This is a genomic window from Polaribacter litorisediminis (assembly GCF_019968605.1).
GTDB classification, from domain to species: Bacteria; Bacteroidota; Bacteroidia; order Flavobacteriales; family Flavobacteriaceae; genus Polaribacter; species Polaribacter litorisediminis.
On the sequence record NZ_CP082966.1, the window covers coordinates 2,650,475 to 2,668,570 of the forward strand.

The 18,096-nt window shown below is 32.2% G+C and carries 13 protein-coding genes; 5 read left to right on the forward strand and 8 right to left on the reverse strand.

All coding sequences use genetic code 11. From position 1 onward, the window contains the following. Window positions 1-28 precede the first annotated feature (28 nt). Both K8354_RS11325 and galE read left to right on the forward strand, forming a co-directional pair. Window positions 29-1,195 carry a DegT/DnrJ/EryC1/StrS family aminotransferase gene (locus K8354_RS11325; RefSeq protein WP_223439700.1) on the forward strand — a complete coding sequence of 389 codons (1,167 nt, stop codon included), beginning with the start codon at window positions 29-31 and terminating at the stop codon, window positions 1,193-1,195. Between the two features lie 19 nt (window positions 1,196-1,214). Further along, entirely contained in the window at window positions 1,215-2,228 is a 1,014-nt protein-coding gene (gene galE / locus K8354_RS11330; protein ID WP_223439701.1) for a UDP-glucose 4-epimerase GalE, read from the forward strand. A gap of 107 nt (window positions 2,229-2,335) precedes the next feature. Here galE and K8354_RS11335 read toward each other — a convergent pair whose 3' ends face one another. The 5 genes from K8354_RS11335 to K8354_RS11355 form a co-directional block, all read right to left on the reverse strand. Continuing rightward, window positions 2,336-2,905: a DUF2911 domain-containing protein gene (locus K8354_RS11335; RefSeq protein WP_223439703.1), complete on the reverse strand. Its 570-nt coding sequence runs from the start codon at window positions 2,903-2,905 to the stop codon at window positions 2,336-2,338. A gap of 84 nt (window positions 2,906-2,989) precedes the next feature. Next, a complete protein-coding gene (locus tag K8354_RS18910; protein ID WP_437440112.1) occupies window positions 2,990-3,190 on the reverse strand; it encodes a FeoB-associated Cys-rich membrane protein in 201 nt (66 codons plus the stop codon). Continuing rightward, a complete protein-coding gene (gene feoB / locus K8354_RS11345; protein ID WP_223439707.1) occupies window positions 3,106-5,214 on the reverse strand; it encodes a ferrous iron transport protein B in 2,109 nt (702 codons plus the stop codon). Before feoB ends, K8354_RS18910 begins: the two co-directional genes overlap by 85 nt. A gap of 3 nt (window positions 5,215-5,217) precedes the next feature. Beyond that, window positions 5,218-5,445, reverse strand: a complete 228-nt coding sequence (locus K8354_RS11350) for a FeoA family protein (protein ID WP_223439709.1) — start codon at window positions 5,443-5,445, stop codon at window positions 5,218-5,220. 54 nt (window positions 5,446-5,499) lie between these two features. Next, complete coding sequence (locus K8354_RS11355) at window positions 5,500-6,180, reverse strand: SCO family protein (protein WP_223439711.1); 681 nt, start codon at window positions 6,178-6,180, stop codon at window positions 5,500-5,502. 169 nt (window positions 6,181-6,349) lie between these two features. Here K8354_RS11355 and rseP point away from each other — a divergent pair, with 169 nt between their 5' ends. Further along, on the forward strand, window positions 6,350-7,696 hold the full coding sequence (rseP, locus tag K8354_RS11360) for an RIP metalloprotease RseP (RefSeq protein ID WP_223439714.1): 1,347 nt from the start codon (window positions 6,350-6,352) through the stop codon (window positions 7,694-7,696). A gap of 744 nt (window positions 7,697-8,440) precedes the next feature. On the opposite strand, the gene K8354_RS11365 is transcribed toward rseP, so the two are convergent. Further along, window positions 8,441-8,701 carry a hypothetical protein gene (locus K8354_RS11365; protein ID WP_223439716.1) on the reverse strand — a complete coding sequence of 87 codons (261 nt, stop codon included), beginning with the start codon at window positions 8,699-8,701 and terminating at the stop codon, window positions 8,441-8,443. 495 nt (window positions 8,702-9,196) lie between these two features. Between K8354_RS11365 and K8354_RS11370 the strand changes: the two genes are divergently transcribed. Together K8354_RS11370 and K8354_RS11375 are read left to right on the forward strand one after the other, a co-directional pair. After that, window positions 9,197-9,640: a T9SS type A sorting domain-containing protein gene (locus tag K8354_RS11370; RefSeq protein ID WP_223439718.1), complete on the forward strand. Its 444-nt coding sequence runs from the start codon at window positions 9,197-9,199 to the stop codon at window positions 9,638-9,640. 36 nt (window positions 9,641-9,676) lie between these two features. After that, window positions 9,677-11,767 (forward strand): DUF8740 domain-containing protein, encoded by a 2,091-nt coding sequence (locus K8354_RS11375; protein WP_223439720.1) that lies wholly within the window; start codon window positions 9,677-9,679, stop codon window positions 11,765-11,767. 209 nt (window positions 11,768-11,976) lie between these two features. Here the strand turns inward: K8354_RS11375 and bioB are convergent, their stop codons facing one another. Both bioB and K8354_RS11385 read right to left on the reverse strand, forming a co-directional pair. Then, entirely contained in the window at window positions 11,977-13,074 is a 1,098-nt protein-coding gene (gene bioB / locus K8354_RS11380) for a biotin synthase BioB (RefSeq protein ID WP_223439722.1), read from the reverse strand. 43 nt (window positions 13,075-13,117) lie between these two features. Then, window positions 13,118-17,995, reverse strand: coding sequence for a DNA repair ATPase (locus tag K8354_RS11385; RefSeq protein ID WP_223439724.1), 4,878 nt, complete (start codon window positions 17,993-17,995; stop codon window positions 13,118-13,120). Between the last annotated feature and the right edge of the window lie 101 nt (window positions 17,996-18,096).

Here is an 18,096-nt window from a genome sequence, read left to right on the forward strand (position 1 = left end):
TTTTTGATACATCAATACTTTCACATTTATGAAGAACATTCAAATGGTTGATTTGCAAGGTCAATATCAACAAATAAAAGAAACTGTAGATCATTCAATCCAAGAAGTTTTAAACTCATCTACCTATATAAACGGACCTTTCGTTAAAGATTTTCAGAAAGATTTAGAGGAGTATCTACAAGTAAAACATGTAATTCCGTGTGCAAACGGAACCGATGCTTTGCAAATTGCAATGATGGGTTTAGGTTTAGAGCAAGGTGATGAAGTAATTACTGTTGATTTTACGTTTGCAGCCACAGTAGAAGTAATTGCATTGTTAAAACTAACACCTGTTTTAATAGATGTTGATGCTGCTACTTTTAACATCGATATTGAGGCTCTTAAAAAAGCAATTACTCCAAAAACGAAAGCAATTGTGCCTGTTCATTTATTCGGACAAGTAGCAAATATGGATGCTATTATGGAAATTGCCAAAGAACATAATTTATTTGTCATCGAAGATAATGCGCAAGCAATTGGTGCTAATTATACTTTTAAAGACGGAAGACAGCAAAAAGCAGGAACCATTGGCAATGTTGGGACCACTTCGTTTTTTCCGTCTAAAAATTTAGGCTGCTATGGAGATGGTGGCGCTATTTTTACCAATGATGACGATTTAGCACACACCATTCGAGGAATTGTAAATCATGGCATGTATGAAAGATATTATCATGATGTTGTGGGCGTAAACTCTAGATTAGATTCTATTCAGGCTGGTGTTTTAAAAGCTAAATTACCTCATTTAAATGCGTACTGTGATGCTCGTAGAAATGCTGCTCGTTTTTACAACAAAGCTTTTGCCAACAATCCTAATATTATAACCCCTACTGCAAAGTCAAATAAAACAGCACAATGCCATCAAATTTGTGATGTTTGTGATTGTCATGTTTTTCATCAATATACCTTACAAATTACAAACGGTAAACGAGATGAATTGCATAAACATTTATTAGAAAACGGAATTCCAAATGCAATTTATTATCCGGTTTCCTTGCATGCGCAAAAAGCTTACAAAGATTCGAGATATAAAGAAGAAGATTTTCCTGTTACCAATCAATTAATTAAAACGGTAATTTCTTTACCCATGCATACAGAATTAGATACCGAGCAGTTAAATTTTATAACAAAAACAATTATTAATTTTTTAGACAAATAACCTGAAATAACAACCAAACATGAAAACAATTTTAGTAACAGGAGGCCTTGGCTTTATAGGCTCTCATACCGTAGTTGAATTACAAAACGAAGGCTTTGAAGTAGTTATTATAGATAATTTAGCAAATACTACCATTTCTGTTTTAGACAGTATCACAGAAATAACAGGCATAAAACCAATTTTTCATAAAGCAGATGTTCGCGTTAAAAGTGATGTAAAAGCAGTATTTGATGCGCATAAAATTGATGGAATAATCCATTTTGCTGCCTATAAAGCAGTAGGAGAAAGCATGGGAAAACCGTTAGAATACTATGAAAACAATATAAATTCTTTGGTTTACATTTTACAAGAAATGAGAGATAGAAAATTAGATAATTTTATTTTCTCTTCCTCTTGTACCGTTTATGGCCAAGCAGATGAATTACCAATAACAGAAGAAGCACCTGTAAAAGAAGCAGAATCTGTTTATGGAAACACAAAACAAATTGGAGAAGAAATCATTAGAGATACCAGTAATGCCCATAATTTAAAATGTATTGCTTTACGATATTTTAATCCCATCGGAGCGCATCCTTCTATAAAAATTGGAGAATTACCTTTGGGTGTTCCTCAAAATTTAATTCCTTTTGTGACCCAAACTGCAGCCGGAATTCGTAAAGAATTGTCTGTTTTTGGTGATGATTATGCGACCGAAGACGGAACAGCGGTGCGAGATTATATTCATGTAGTAGATTTAGCAAAAGCTCATATCGCAGCACTACAAAGACTCATCAACAACAACAATAAAAAAGCTTTTGAATGTTTTAATATTGGTACCGGGAAAGGAAGTTCTGTTTTAGAGATTATTAAAACTTTTGAAAAAGTAAATAATTTAAAATTGAATTATAAAATTGTAGGAAGACGCGAGGGTGATGTCGTTGCCGCTTATGCGGATACCACAACCGCTAATAAAGAACTAAACTGGAACACAGCAATGAGTCTCGAAGATTCTTTAGAATCTGCTTGGAAATGGCAACAGAAACAATCTATTTAAAATAAAAATAAGACCATTTATCGATTAGCATACGAATATAAATTCAATAAAAAAGCTTCATAAAATATAATTTATGAAGCTTTTTTAATAGATATTGCTTTGTAAATCTATCCTTTTACAGGAATAGAAACCACAGTATTTGCCCAACCTAAATGCATCGTAGCGTTATCATCTTCACCCTCAAAAACAATAGAGAAAGCTTCGATTAAATCTTTTGACTGCGATACTGTTCCTTGAACTCTAACCACATCTTCTGCCTTATCATAAAAATAAGAACCCCAAACATTTTTTTGATTACTTAAAATAACCGTCCATTCTGAAGCTGTAGGAATCGTAAATAACGTATAAGTCCCAGCTTTTACCTTTTTACCCCCAAAATTTACGTCTTTATAAAACGTAATTTCTGCAGCTTCGTTTGCACCTGTTCTCCAAACTTTATCATTTGGCGCTAACTTTTCTAAAGTTCTTCCTTTTAATTGTGGTCTACTGTATATCACTTTTACAAGTTTATCAGAATTCCGCCAATTAGAAGGATATGAAGCTGCATCCATAGGACTAACGTCTACTTTTGAAAAGGAAGGAACAACATCTACTTTTGAAGATTCCTGTGCAGATATTTCTGTTGACGAAATCAAGGCAATGGCAAACATTACAATTGAGAGAATAGCTTTTTTCATTTTATAAATTAATTTTATTAGTTAAAATTGAAATCAAAATTAAAAATTTTCAGCGTATTAAGCTATTAATATTCTGTTAAGGTTTTAATGACAACCACAATCTGAACTACATTTTTTTTCTTTTTTAGACGGAATAAAATATTTCTTTATCAAAAAAAATACTGCAGATGCTACTAATAAATAAACAATAATTTCTTGCATTAGCTTAAAATTTGATAGGTTAAAAATGAAGCTACATACGCCAATAACCCCATACCGAATAACTGAATTAATGGCCATTTCCATGTTTTTGTTTCACGTTTTACAATGGCCAAAGTTGCCATACATTGCATGGCAAAAGCGTAGAAAATCATTAAAGACATCCCCACAGGAAAATTAAAAAGCTTACCCCCTGTTTCGTTTACTTCAGACGCCATTTTTTGTTTTATGGTTGTTGTATTTTCATCATCTGCTTGTACACTATAGATGGTGGCTAACGTACCCACAAAAACTTCACGCGCTGCAAACGAAGTAATCAATGCAATTCCTATTTTCCAATCATACCCAAGAGGTTTTATGGCAGGCTCAATAGCTTTTCCCATGCTACCAATATAAGAATTCTCTAGTTTAGCCGATGCTATTTTTTGTTGAAGTTCCACATCACTTAAGTGCTGATAATCCACATTTTCAATAATCAATTTTTCTGAATTTTTATAAGCATCTCCCCCATTTGATGCCAAAAACCACAAGACAATAGAGAGTGCTAAAATAATTTTTCCAGCTCCAAAAACAAAAGCTTTTGTTTTTTCTACAACTTCAAAAAAAACATTTTTAAAGGATGGTAATTTATAATTTGGCATTTCAATGACAAAAAATGATTTCGATTTTATATTTAAGGTTTTATGTAAAATATACGCGGCTAATATTGCCGTTGCAAAACCCAACCCATATAAAAAAAGTAAAACCAGTCCTTGTAAATTTAAAAATCCAAAGATTTTATTATCAGGAATTATCAATCCAATTAAAATAGCATATACTGGCAAACGCGCGGAACAAGTTGTAAAAGGTGTCACTAGAATCGTTATCAAACGTTCTTTCCAGCTGCCAATAGTTCTCGTTGCCATAATTGCAGGAATTGCACAAGCGGTTCCAGAAATTAACGGAATGATACTTTTTCCATTCATTCCATAACGTCTCATAATTTTATCCATTAAAAAAACAACTCTACTCATATAGCCAGTTTCTTCTAAAATAGCAATGAATAAAAATAAAATAGCAATTTGTGGAATAAAAATAATGACACCACCGATTCCAGGAATAATTCCTTCTGTTAATAAATCTGTAAGAACTCCGTTTGGTAAATTACTTTTTGCAAAATCTGCTAATTCTGCAAAAGTACTATCTATAAAATCCATAGGTACAGAAGCTAAATCAAAAATAGACTGAAAAATTACGAGTAAAATCAGAAAGAAAAACACATAACCAAATATTTTATGCGTAAATACTTTATCTAATTTACCTCTTAAATCTGTTGCTTTTGATTTATCAATAAGATATGTTTTCTTTAAAATTTTATTAATTTCTTGGTATCTATAAATAGTTTCTTTGTGCTGGTATTTTTTGAGTTTAAAAGCGTCTTTTTTAAAGGCTACTAAATTTTGTTTTTCTTCTTTTGTAATTGTATCTGGAAAATTGTTTTGAGTAACCATTAACCATAATTGGTATAATGAATAATTTGGACTAATTTCTTTTAGTTTCTTAAAGTAATCTGGATCAATTTGATGATTAATTCCGCATAAAGGAGAAGCTTTTGCTGCTACATGACAGCGAATTATAGCCGCTTTTACATCTTCTATTCCTTCATTTTTTCTTGCACTTACTAGAACAACCTCTGTATTTAATTCTTTTTTTAAGATCGATAAATCAATAGAAATACCTTTTCTAGCCATTTGATCTGCCATATTAATGACCAAAACCGTAGGGATTTCTAAATCTTTAATTTGAGAAAACAACAATAAATTTCTCTTTAAATTTTCTACATCAGCAACCACCAGAATTACATCTGGAGATTCTTTAATGTCTTTTTTAAGTAACGTTTTTAGAACAATACTCTCATCTATAGAAGTAGGATTGATGCTATACGTTCCAGGCAAATCTGTAATAATTGCATTTTGTGTAGCAGACAATTTACTGATTCCTGTTTTTTTATCTACCGTAACACCCGGATAATTTCCTACTTTTTGGTTTAACCCTGTAAGTTGATTAAAAAGTGATGTTTTACCTGTATTTGGATTCCCAATTAAAGCAACTTTTATATCGATTTTAGACATCTATTATTCACTTTTTAGAATTTTAATTTTTGAAGCTGTTTCTTTTCTTATAGCTAAATGACTGTCATTTACGCAGATATATAACGGGTCTTTTAAAGGCGCTATTTGAATCAGCTTTACTTCAGCCCCAGGCAAACAACCCATTTCTAATAATTTTAAAGGAATAGAATCTAGAGATTCTTCAGAAATATATCCTATTTCTCCAACACGTAAAGATGCAATTGTACTCAAAAGACTTTATTTTTTGTGCAGCAAAGATAACCATTTAGAATCATTCTAAACAAGTTATTTTTTGGTATATTCCAATTTCAAAAGAACCATATCTTTCTTTAACTTTTCCATGTCTTTTTTTTCCGTTCCATCGTAAAATCCTCGAATACGTCTTTTTTTATCAACTAAAACAAATTGCTCTGTATGAATAAAATCATTTTCACCTCCATCGCCATCTTCAACAACCGCCATATAACTTTTTCTCGCTAATTCGTAAATATGTTGTTTATTACCAGTCGTTACGTTCCATTTTTTATCGATCACACCTTTATTCAATGCATATTCTTTTAAGACTGAAACGCTATCTATATTCGGTGTCACGGAATGTGATAAAAACATAATATCTTCATCATTTTTATAGTATTCCTGCAATTCACTCATATTATACGCCATGGCGATGCATATATTTGTGCAACGTGTAAAAAAGAAATCGGCTACATATATTTTATTTTCATACTCTTTTTGAGTGATGACTTTCCCATTTTGATTTATTAATTTGAAATCTGCAATGGTATGATCTTTTGTAATGTGTTTTATGGAAGCATCTACCAAACTAGGATTTACATCGGCTGGATTATATACTTTTAACTTTTTATCCACTTTTAATAAGTGATAATAAACCGGTATCGCAATTGCCGAAAACACGATTAAAAAAATGATTGTTATTTTACTCTTTTTAAAGAAATTTACATCCATACCGAAAGTGTTTTTGCAAATTTACGGCTTAAAAAAACCATAGAAAAGTAGGACAAGGCTAAATACTTCTAAAATCTTTGTTAAAATAAAAATCAACTTTCAATAGTTCTTTTTAAACTCTCTTTAAAAACGTACCTTTGTCCCTTTTTTAAATCTGATTGAATACTGAATGGAAATATTAATAAAAGCATCACAATTTATTTTAAGTTTATCACTATTAATTGTTTTGCACGAATTAGGTCACTTTATCCCTGCAAAATTATTTAAAATTAAAGTAGAAAAGTTCTACCTATTTTTTGATTATAAATTTTCTATTTTTAAGAAAAAAATTGGAGATACCGTTTATGGTATTGGCTGGATTCCTTTAGGAGGTTATGTAAAAATAGCCGGAATGATTGATGAAAGCATGGATAAAGAACAAATGGCATTACCACCAAAACCATGGGAATTCCGTTCTAAACCTGCTTGGCAACGACTTATTATAATGTTAGGCGGTGTTTTTGTGAATTTCGTTTTAGGTATTTTTATCTACATCATGTTAATGTGGGGGTATGGTGAAAGCTACTTACCTAATGAAAATGTAAAAGATGGTGTTTGGGTAAGAGACTCCTTAGCTATGAATCTAGGCATTCAAAATGGTGATAAAATTCTAACTGTAGATGGCCAAAAAATAAAGAAATTTTCGGGCTTATCTCTAGAATTTATCAACGGAAATAACTTTCAGATAGAAAGAAATGGACACGTAATTGATAAAGAAATTCCAGAAGATTTTATTTCTCAATTAATGGATCGAGGTAAAGACGCAGGCCCAGTTTTATACCCTAGATACCCTTTTGTAATTGGTCAGATTCCAGAAGATTCTCCCAACCTAAAATCAGGCTTAAAACCGAAAGATATTGTTACTGCCATAAATGGTGTTTCTATGAAATATTATGATGAAGCAGAAGCTATATTATTAAAAGTTAAAGGTCAAAAAGTTACTGCCAACGTTTTACGAGACAACAAAACCAAAAAAATTGATCTACAAATTTCAGAAGATGGAAAAATTGGAGTTATTTCTACTACCATCCCTTTCAAAGATTTAGAGAGGTTGGGTTATTATGAATTGGCAGATCTTGAATATTCTTTCGCCGAAGCAATTCCTGCAGGATGGAACAAATCTTGGAAAACATTAACCGATTATATAAAACAATTAAAAAAGATTTTTAACCCAAGTACGGGTGCTTACAAAGGTTTAGGTGGCTTTATATCTATTGGAAGTATTTTTCCTAATGAATGGAGCGCGGAATCGTTTTGGAACATTACAGCGTTCTTATCTATAATGTTAGGGTTTATGAATTTATTACCGATCCCTGCTTTAGATGGAGGCCATGTAGTATTTACGCTTTGGGAAATGATTACAGGTAAAAAACCAGGAGACAAGTTTCTAGAATATGCCCAAGTTGTAGGTTTTGTGCTTTTAATTGCTTTGCTACTTTTTGCAAATGGTAATGATATTTTTAGATTATTCCAATAATAATGCCAATACTGATAACATAAAAAAAGCCTCATTTGAATTCAAATGAGGCTTTTTTTTTAAATTCTTATGCTTCTGTTCACCATTGGAAACCATGTATACTTGGCACTGCAATTACCGCAACTATAAGCTCTAGATCCTGGAAATAATTTTACAATCACCTTTCTTTTGGTGCGATGTCTGGAAGCGGATTTACATTTTGGACAAGCTTTCATAATTCTACTATTTGTTATTTGTGTACACTAACTTTAGAATCCAGATATTAAAAAAATGTTAGATTTTCGTTTAACTCTTTACTATTATAAATGTAATATATTAATTACAATATTTGAGAAAACAATGTTATATTTAGAATCTTTGTTGTCCGATAAAAGATAAAAAGACCGCTTTCGCTGTTAGAATCAAGAACAAAGACTTGACTTTAACTAATTGAAAAACAATATTACTACGATTTTAAATTTCTCGATACATCATAAATTCTAAAGCGGTTTTAAAAGCAAGGTGTACTACTTAAAGGCTCTTGAAAATCAATACTATCAATACTTTAGCTAATTTTAGTCGGACAACACTAATTTAGCATCAGAGAAAGGTGTTTTTTGTGGTGCACCACAAAGGTAACTTTATGGAACAAATTTCCCTTTCTCTTTTTAAACGTTTAGGACGCTATTGATATCTAATATACAAAAAGAGCCTACTAACTATTGGTAAACTCTTTTAAACGTTTCGAAAATGTCGAAAGTGCAATTAGTAAATACTTTTTTCTGCCACAATTTGCACTTCCCTTTCCAAAGCTAGCTTTACATACTCCCATCTATGATTCATTTCAATGAGTTCGCCTGTTTCTTCGATGGTGTATTCATAAGGTTCTGTGTTTACCTTTTTAACAGTACCTTCAAATTCTGCACCAACAAGGGATAATGTTGTTTGTTCATCGAAGGTACCACTGACAAAGACCGTTTTTGCGGTAAAATACACTTTCCCTGATTGTTTACTTTTAACAGCCATTGCTCCTGTCTGTGCAATTAGACCGTAAAAAACTTTTTCTTTTGAATTCTGAGCCTTTTAAATTTCTTTTACTGTTACCATAATAGTATAATTTTTAGTTAAATGTTGTTTTATTCAAGGGGGATTACCCCACCAACACTAGGAATTAGTGGGATTTTAGTTAGAAGTCCTCTGGCGTGTTTAAAACACTAAATAAAAATAAAACGAAAAAAATATTTTGAAATTTAGGAGAAGGGGGGATGAGGTAAAATGCGTAAAATTTTAATGTTTGTCGCACATACTAAAAAAAAAGAAAATAAAATTAAGAGAATACGGAAACACGTAAACTTATATCATTACTTAATTTTATTTTTATCCAAACAAGTGAAGGTTAGAAATTACTAAAAAAAGAGGTATAACCTAAAAATCTTAAGGTTAGAAATTATAACCAATAATAAGGTTACTGAAAAAAACTGTAAATCGTCAGTAAAAAGCGACATGATTTAGACAAAAACTATGAAAAAAATTATCCTTGTTTTTGGGGTGTTATTTATCACATATTTCCTGAATGCACAATCAACCATTGCGTCTTCTGGAGCTGATGCTTCTGGTGATGGAACCTCTTCTTATACTATTGGACACTTATTTTATACTCCCAATAATCAAAACAATAGCTTAATAGTTCAAGGAGTACAGCAATCTTTTGCATTTCAAGTATTAAGTAATTCTGAGTTTTTACTCGAAAATTTAATATTACTAACGTATCCAAATCCTACTTCAGATAAAATAATAGTAAGTAACTCAAATAATCGTTTTCATGGTAATTTAAAGTATCCCCTTTTTAATATTCAAGGAAAACATATGATTAGCGGACTCATTAAGGAACAAAATACCCAAATCAATATACAACACTTATCAAATGGGATCTATTTTCTAAAAGTCACCAAACAAAACGTATGAATAAAAACAATTAAAATCATTAAAAAATAAATAGCAATGAAAAAGATAATTCTAATTTGTGCAGCAATACTTATAACATCAAGTGTGTTTACTCAAGCACCTGAAAAAATGAGCTACCAAGCCGTTGTAAGAGATGGAAACAAGGCATTACTTACTGAACAATCCGTAAGTATGAAAATTTCTATTTTGCAAGGCTCTTCCAATGGAACGCCTCTTTATGTAGAAACCCAAACACCAACTTCTAACACCAACGGTTTGGTAAGTATAGAAATTGGAGAAGGAATAGTTGTTTTAGGAAACTTCTCTACAATTGACTGGTCTGAAGGCCCTTATTACATAAAAACAGAAACCGACCCAACAGGCGGAACGAGTTATACTATTGCAGGAACAAGCCAGTTATTGAGCATGCCATATGCCTTGCATGCAAAAACTGTTGCTATTGAATCCGATCCGGTTTATAGTTCGTCTGTTGCAAGTGGAATAAGTGTAAATGACACGATTAATTGGAACAATAAATTGAATAGTTATATTGAAAAAGATTCAATATTTATTAATTCTATAGCCGCTGGAATAACAGAGGCTGACACAGCATATTGGAACAATAAAGGAACGGCAATTGAAATAAATGATAGTATATTCATTGGAAAAATATTTGCTGGGGGTAGCAGTTTTGCTGGAGATTCACGACAACCCGGACTTGCAACGATGTCAAATATTGCTCAACCGGAAGATAAAATATTAAGTACTATTTCTTTCTATTCGCTAACCGCAGGAGTACAACGTTTTGGAATAGGTTCATTAGATCAGCGTAATTGGGGAATCATAGGTCAAGAATTTGAACTCGATGTAATAAAAGGGATAAATGAAATAAATGTTCTCAAATATGGATATAAAATACCTGCAAATCAGCAATTATTTGCTTATTATCATTATTCAGATAGGACAGAGCTTTTGTCATGGAATGCATATTCTTCTACAGATGACAATACTTCTTATATGCTATATGGTGGTGTCTCGGGAGTACTTAATCCGATAGCAACTCCATATGGAGGGTATATTAATCTAAAGTATGATTTAGTATCAATTGAATCTCCTTTTATAACAAAAAGTGAATTTGAGCAAGTAAAATCAACAGCTGAAAAAGCATTAAGTTTGGCAACCAAAGCCAATAATAACTTAGGTATTGTTTCAGACCGTAGTGGAAATAATTATAAATTAAAAGTAGTAAACTCTCAATTACAAGTCATTCCGATACAATATAAAAATGTATTGGTAATTTCTCATTCTTATGGAATTCACCATAGGATTTATTCCTATGGATTTGGTGGTATTAGAGGTATGGCATCTTCAGTAAAGAAAAATGATTTTGTGCATTTGTTAGAAACAGGTTTAAAACAAAAAGAGACTTCCTCCGTAACAAAGGTTGTAAATGTAGCTGCATGGGAAAGAAATTTCACGATTGATAAGGGCTCATTACTAGATGCTTTTTTGACATCAGACGTTGATTGTATCATATTTAGAGCGGGAGAGAATGTTGTAGATAATACGGGGTTTTCATCTGCTATCATAGACTTAATGAATTATTGCTTTGATAAAATTCCCTCAGCTGATGGTTATATTTCTTCCATGTTGTTTCCTGTCACAGCCAAAGATCAAGCGTTAGAAGCTGCAGCAGATTCATTGAACTTGACCTATATTAATTTTGGTATCACAAATTCATATGGATACACCTCCAGAATGGGTGATTACATTTGGGGAGATTATACTGCTGATGAGGGTGGCTCTTGGGATGAAAACACGCAAGTTTTGTACCCGATTTCATTTAGTGGCGTGGCTGCACATCCAGGAGATTACGGTATGTTGCATATGGCAAATTCAATACTAGAAGCCATGGGGTATTCTTCTTTAGAGCTCGCTCATAGCATTTCGGTGAATGACAATTCAAATATTGGATACACATGTTTTGACAAATGGGTAGAAGGTGGCGTATTTAATATTCACACAAAATCTACTGCCGTATCTGCAGTTGATGCTAGTGGTAATTCTCTTGAAGTATTAAATCATAATGATGGCGTATTTACTTTTATGATGCCAGATTCAGATGTAGAAATAACTATCTCAAATTAATATTTAGATCATAGCAAAAAATAAACGCCAGCCACTAAAAACTGAGCATATGGTGTGCAGTTAAGCTGGCGCTAGTGGTGTAAGAGACGTGATTTCTGAAAAAAATGAAGGATTAAAAATAACCTCAATTTCGCAAGGTTATTACTATTTATCATCTAAAATTACTATTCGAATTTCTCAAATTCTTTCTAATAAATATTATTTCTATTTTACACTTTAAGCGCTTTTGCTTCTTGTTTCTTTATTTCGTTGCGCTCAATTTTATGACTTGGTCTTGTCCATTTTGGCTTTTCTCCTAAAGCTTTGTATGCAGATTCTGATGCCTCTACCGTTTGCGGTTGTACCTTTTTAGTAAATGGTTTTTGCGGATTTAAACCCAACAATTTAAACATTTTCATATCTTCGTTCACATCAGGATTTGGAGTCGTCAGTAATTTATCACCTGCAAAAATAGAATTTGCACCCGCAAAGAAACACATGGCTTGCCCTTCTCTACTCATTTGCGTTCTCCCTGCAGATAATCTTACTTGTGTTTCTGGCAATACAATTCTTGTGGTAGCAACCATGCGAATCATGTCCCAAATATCAACAGGCGTTTCGTTTTCTAAAGGCGTTCCTTCAACAGCAACTAACGCATTAATGGGTGTAGATTCTGGTTGTGGATTTAAGGTAGATAAGGCAACCAACATTCCTGCTCGGTCTTCTGCCGCTTCACCCATTCCAATAATTCCACCAGAACAAACAGTAACATTTGTTTTCCGAACATTATCAATGGTATCTAATCGATCTTGATATCCTCGGGTAGAAATTACTTCTTTATAATATTCTTCGGAGGAATCTAAATTATGATTGTAAGCATACAAACCTGCTTCTGCCAAACGTTGCGCCTGATTTTCAGTAACCATTCCTAATGTACAACAAACCTCCATATCGAGCTTATTAATGGTTCTCACCATATCTAAAACCTGATCAAATTCTGGCCCATCTTTTACATTGCGCCATGCAGCACCCATACAAACTCTAGAGCTTCCGCTTTCTTTGGCTCTTAATGCTTGTGCTTTTACTTGGTTCACTGTCATTAAATCATTGCCTTCTACATTGGTATGATATCTTGCAGCCTGCGGGCAATAACCGCAATCTTCAGAACACCCACCGGTCTTTATAGATAATAATGTTGACACTTGCACAACATTTGGATCGTGTTGTTTTCTATGGATGGTTGCTGCGTCAAACAGCAAGTCCATTAGAGGTTTATTATAAATCTCTAAAACTTCTTCTTTCGTCCAATTGTGTCTTACTTCGCTCATAAAATCTGCTCTTAATTTCTAGCCCAAAAATACAGTATTTCGTTTATTTCTCTAATCCTTTTTTCAAAACTTCTTGAATTCCTTCTAAATGCTCACTAAACTGCATCATTTGTGCTAAAACTTGCGCCATTTCATTGGTATTACCAAAACCTTTTAGCTTGTTATTTTTCACAAACGTAGTTTTAATAGTTTCCCAACGTTGTTTCTCGTCCGTAGTCAACAAACCTCCTAACTCTTTATATTTTAAAAGATTTGATTCTGCTGCACTCGTTAAAGTTTGCGATTCGTTTTCATAATGAGACAACAACAAGATTTCTAACTCTTTGTTATTCATAATTGGCACCACTTTCGCTACCAATTTATTCATATCTCGGTAAGATCCTTGTAATTTAAAATTAGGTTCTGTACGGTTTTGATTGTCCATAGCAGCAGATTTTATATACGCCGCATTTACTTCCATCACCCGGTCTCTGATAATGATTACTTTCTCTAAAACAGACAAATAATCGTTTAATTCTTGTTTGGTATAATTTCCTTTTAACTCAATTCCTTCTCTATTTCCTGTCTCTACAATTTTTACCAATTGATAAATATCATCGAAATTTGTGTTCGAAACTTGACTTAAAATCGGATTAGAAGTCAACGAGTTTTCTATCAAACTCATCTTAAATAAGGATTCCGTATCGCCAATAATATCACCTAAATTATAAATATCGGCTCTATTGGCAAGCATATCCGGAATTTGAAACTTATCGCCGCTTTCTGTATACGGATTTCCCGCCATAATCACACAGAATTTCTTATCTCTAAAATCATAGGTTTTTGGCTGCCCATTATAGACCCCTTCAATTTTTCGTGTTCCGTCTGCCAAAGAAATAAATTTCTGTAAAAACTCTGGATTACAATGCTGAATATCATCTAAATATAACATCACATTATTCCCCATTTCAAAAGCTAAATTTAGTTTTTTTAATTCTTCTCTAGCCGCAATATTTGAGGCCGATATGGGGTCTACAGAAGTAATATCGTGACCAATGGCAGGACCGTTTATTTTCATAAAGATAAAACCCAATCTGTTTGCCAAATATTCCATCAATGTAGTTTTACCATATCCTGGCGGAGAAATAAGCAACAACATTCCCATTCTATCGGTTCGTTTATTACTGCCCACACTCCCTAATTGTTTCGATAAATTATCGCCAAACAAAGGCAAGTATACTTCATCAATTAATTGATTTCTTACAAAAGAGGTTAAAACTCTTGGTAAAAATTCTTCTAATTTTAAGGCTTCTTTTAACTCTTCTGTAACTTGGTGTTTTTCTTTTTTATATTGATTGAATCCTGAAATCTCCACCGTTGAAAAATGCAATAATTGGGCAGAAAAATGGTGATAATCAAAATTAAATTCTTGGTTTTTAATGGTAGGATGATTCCCCGATAAATCTTTGATAATAACCTCTGCCTCGACATTTACACTATTTTGTAAAGAAGTATTTTCATATAAAAATAAGCAAACTACTTCATACAAATAATCCTCACTATTCGGATGCGTTGCTTTTACAAAAGAGGAAACCCATTCTGTTGCCAAATCAATTTTATAGGGTTCATTTTTTATCAACTGAATTTCAGTTCTCAAATTCTTAATATCATTCTGCTCTTTTAAAATCCTCTTAAATTCTTCAAACAAAGTCAATGCTTTCTGGCTTACAGAAAAAGAGGTTTCATCGCTTAATTCTTCGAATAAGTAGGTGGCAATTTCAACTTGGTCTGCCTCTTGATATGCTGTAATATTGATTAATTCCTTAGAAAAAATAGTGTTAATTGACTTCCCTAAAGCACGAATCAATTGAAAATGACTTTCACTTTTGGGAAACACTTTTAAAACCGCTGCGGATGCCTTGATTTTATCACCATAAAATATTCTTTTTTCTTCGGATAAACAGTGCCAAAATAACTGAGAAAACGCTCTAGTTTTAGGCGAAAACCTCAACAAGCCAAGTGATGTTTCTTTTTCGATAAATGTTTTTAAAATTTTAAAAGCATCCAAGTCATGCACTCCCTTTGTATAGCCTTCAGTATAACTTTTTGAGGCAACACTTTTTACCAAAGTAAGCAAGGCTTCATCATTTAAATTGCATAAATATTGCATAGAATTTTCTTGTGAAATTCGATATGCCAAATAAGCAGCGCGATACACTTCTTCATTTTCAGAAACAAAAGACTGATTCCAATATTTTTCTGATTTCAATAAAACTTCATTATCAATTTCTTGATAAAAATCGGTTCCTGTTAAATGATAAGAAAGCGATTTGTTTTTATAAACAATCGTTAAATCTAAGACTTGCCTGTTAACCCCAAATTTGTGTTTCCCTAGTTTAATAACATTTTCTCCGTCTTCATATAAATCTTGCTTATCTTTTAGTTTTCTTGTAGCATCTTCTTTGGCGGTTTTTAAACCCGTTTCAATCATTTCTGCTTTTCCGCCATCTTGTAAATCATATAACTGTTTAATGATGTCTCGCAGTTTATTAATCATTAAATCGGAAGCGAAATACCCATTAATTTCATTTAAAAATTGAAAACTTTCTGCTTTTTTAACAATGCCGTTTAAAATTCTTTTTGCCGCAGTTTCTAAAGAAATCGCTTTTTTATTTCTAGCTTCGGTAATGCTACTTTTTCGAGCCTGAAAAGCGTTGTATACCTCTTCTCTTTTTTCTAAAATATCTCCAATAAATTCGTCATAATCTGCAAATCTTCCCTCTAAATCCTCTAACTGAATGGCTACTTTATTCAGTAATTCATCTGTTTTTTCTGGTGTAGTAGCGATATCTAAATAATTAACAATACTTTGATCTATCAATTTTATTTTAGATGAAAAATCTGCACTTGCTTCCTCTGAGCTTAAGGCTTTTATTTTATTTTTTATGCCTGCTTTTAATTGATTTATCGTTGAAAAAATCAACGAAATAGCATCAATAATTTTTGTAGAATGTGAGGTATCTTCAATCTCTAAATTAGAAACAATATCTATTAGCAATTCTAAATCAGTTACAATTTGATTGACTTCTTTTTCTAATGCTTTCCCTTTGATTACTTTACTGATATTTTCTAACGCTATTTCTTTTTCCGCAACTCTTTGATGATAAGGCAATAATGCTTTTTCATCCAAAAGAAAAGCAACACATCGTTGTGAAATCGTATCCGTTTGTTTCGCAAGCTCCACTTCTAAATTCTCTAAATAAGCAACATCTACATAGCGAACTTCTTTAAAACCAATAATTTCTCCTCGTAACGTTCTTAATTTAGATAATGCTTGCACAAAATCATCAATAACTTTAAAAGAGGTACTTTTTATTTTTGCAAAAAAAGCATTTGTTTTTTGAGATATTTCTTCAATAATCTTTGCAGCATTTTTGCGAAGCTGCACAACTTTATCAAACTCGTCAATCGCTGAATTTGCTGCTAGATTTATTTCTGTTAACGGAATTGATAATTGGAAGGTTTTTGGCTCTTTTATCCAATAATAACTATCAGAAATATCTAAAGATATTTTTGCAATATCTTCGTACAAGCCGTCGTAATTATCTTCTTTGTTTAATAAAGTTATTAAAACTTGGCATTCTGCCATCGCTTTAACAATGTCTTTATTCCCTATTTTATAAAGTAAGGAATCTTTATACTCTGATGGAATTTCGGTGCCTTGAGTAAAAGGTGTTTGCCAAATCTGAATTACATGATGTCTCGTTTGGTCTTCATTATCTTTAAAATAACACAATTCCCCATTCTTTAAGAAAGTAAATCCGCTGCAAATAATGGGCGTTTTCACTTCTTGCTCAATAACATTGTAAGCCATTAACACATACAAACCTGTTTTTTCTTGATAAAAAACATAGAAAAAATCCTCTCCGTTTTGTGAGGATATTTTATCTTGAAACTTTAAATCCGTTAACTGATTGTCAAAAATTTTAAACGCACCCGACTGCAAATAATATCCGTTAGAAAAGATAATTCCCTGATCATTGGGGAGTAACACAGCCGCATCTTGTATCGCGTTTATTTTCTTAACTTCCTGTATTTTATGATTGTAAACAAAATAACGTGTACGTTCTTGAAAGGGCTTAATTTCTAAAATAATGAGGTTCCCTAAATCAGCAAATCTATATTGACCATCATCTAAAGTTTGGTCTGCCTGGGTTACCGTTTCACTATAAATACCTTGTCCGTCTTCAGTATTATTTTCGATTTTTATGGTTAAATCTCCACCAACAGTTTCTACAAAAACTTTATCTAAAATACCAATATGAGGGTATTTTCCATAAAAATGCATATCTCTAGACACTTCTTGCCATTTGTATTCATGCTGATTAGGAAATACAAATTCGTGCTCACTTCTATTATCAACATACGTTAAAGTGCCATCGTTAATCAACCATTTAAACGTTTTAATATCGCTAGTACTTTCACTTAATTGAAAAACCATGTGTAAGTAATTGCCAATCATGGCAAACTTGCTGAAAATGGTATTTCTGTAATATTTATAAAGATTTGTGAAGTCTGTAATAAAGGCATCATTTTGTAAGAAATCTAATTTTTTGTTTACAAATTGAGTACCATCATAAGAATAAATACTAAAAACATCCTCTAATTTTACTTCAGTTCTTAATCCGAAATGGACATTATAACCAAAAATACTGACATCGCCAATGGTCACAATATCTCTGGCAATACAGTTATTTTCTGTATTGATTCTGTTATTCGCAATCAGTTTGGTTTCTACACTGCCAAATACTTTTGCGCGTTCTTGATTTAGTTGCCCAAGTCTATTTTGAAGTGCTTCTTTTTGTTTTTGAAGACGGCCTTGAATAATTTCATACGTGCCATCTTCTAGAATATTTTTTTGATTTTTTTCTTCTTTTTGCATTCGGATTTTAGATAGATTTTATTGCAGAAATTAATTACCTGTAGTTCTATCCTGCAAGGTTTCAAAAACCTTGTAGGTATTTATAATTCTAAATAATCTTT

Excerpts from the sequence above, each read along its gene's own strand:
- galE (WP_223439701.1), top strand. The coding sequence starts at position 1,215 with ATGAAAACAATTTTAGTAACAGGAGGCCTTGGCTTTATAGGCTCTCAT.
- K8354_RS18910 (WP_437440112.1), bottom strand. The coding sequence starts at position 3,190 with ATGGAAATGGCCATTAATTCAGTTATTCGGTATGGGGTTATTGGCGTA.
- feoB (WP_223439707.1), bottom strand. The coding sequence starts at position 5,214 with ATGTCTAAAATCGATATAAAAGTTGCTTTAATTGGGAATCCAAATACA.
- K8354_RS11335 (WP_223439703.1), bottom strand. The coding sequence starts at position 2,905 with ATGAAAAAAGCTATTCTCTCAATTGTAATGTTTGCCATTGCCTTGATT.
- K8354_RS11365 (WP_223439716.1), bottom strand. The coding sequence starts at position 8,701 with ATGGCTGTTAAAAGTAAACAATCAGGGAAAGTGTATTTTACCGCAAAA.
- bioB (WP_223439722.1), bottom strand. The coding sequence starts at position 13,074 with ATGAGCGAAGTAAGACACAATTGGACGAAAGAAGAAGTTTTAGAGATT.
- K8354_RS11385 (WP_223439724.1), bottom strand. The coding sequence starts at position 17,995 with ATGCAAAAAGAAGAAAAAAATCAAAAAAATATTCTAGAAGATGGCACG.
- K8354_RS11325 (WP_223439700.1), top strand. The coding sequence starts at position 29 with ATGAAGAACATTCAAATGGTTGATTTGCAAGGTCAATATCAACAAATA.
- K8354_RS11355 (WP_223439711.1), bottom strand. The coding sequence starts at position 6,180 with ATGGATGTAAATTTCTTTAAAAAGAGTAAAATAACAATCATTTTTTTA.
- K8354_RS11375 (WP_223439720.1), top strand. The coding sequence starts at position 9,677 with ATGAAAAAGATAATTCTAATTTGTGCAGCAATACTTATAACATCAAGT.
- K8354_RS11370 (WP_223439718.1), top strand. The coding sequence starts at position 9,197 with ATGAAAAAAATTATCCTTGTTTTTGGGGTGTTATTTATCACATATTTC.
- rseP (WP_223439714.1), top strand. The coding sequence starts at position 6,350 with ATGGAAATATTAATAAAAGCATCACAATTTATTTTAAGTTTATCACTA.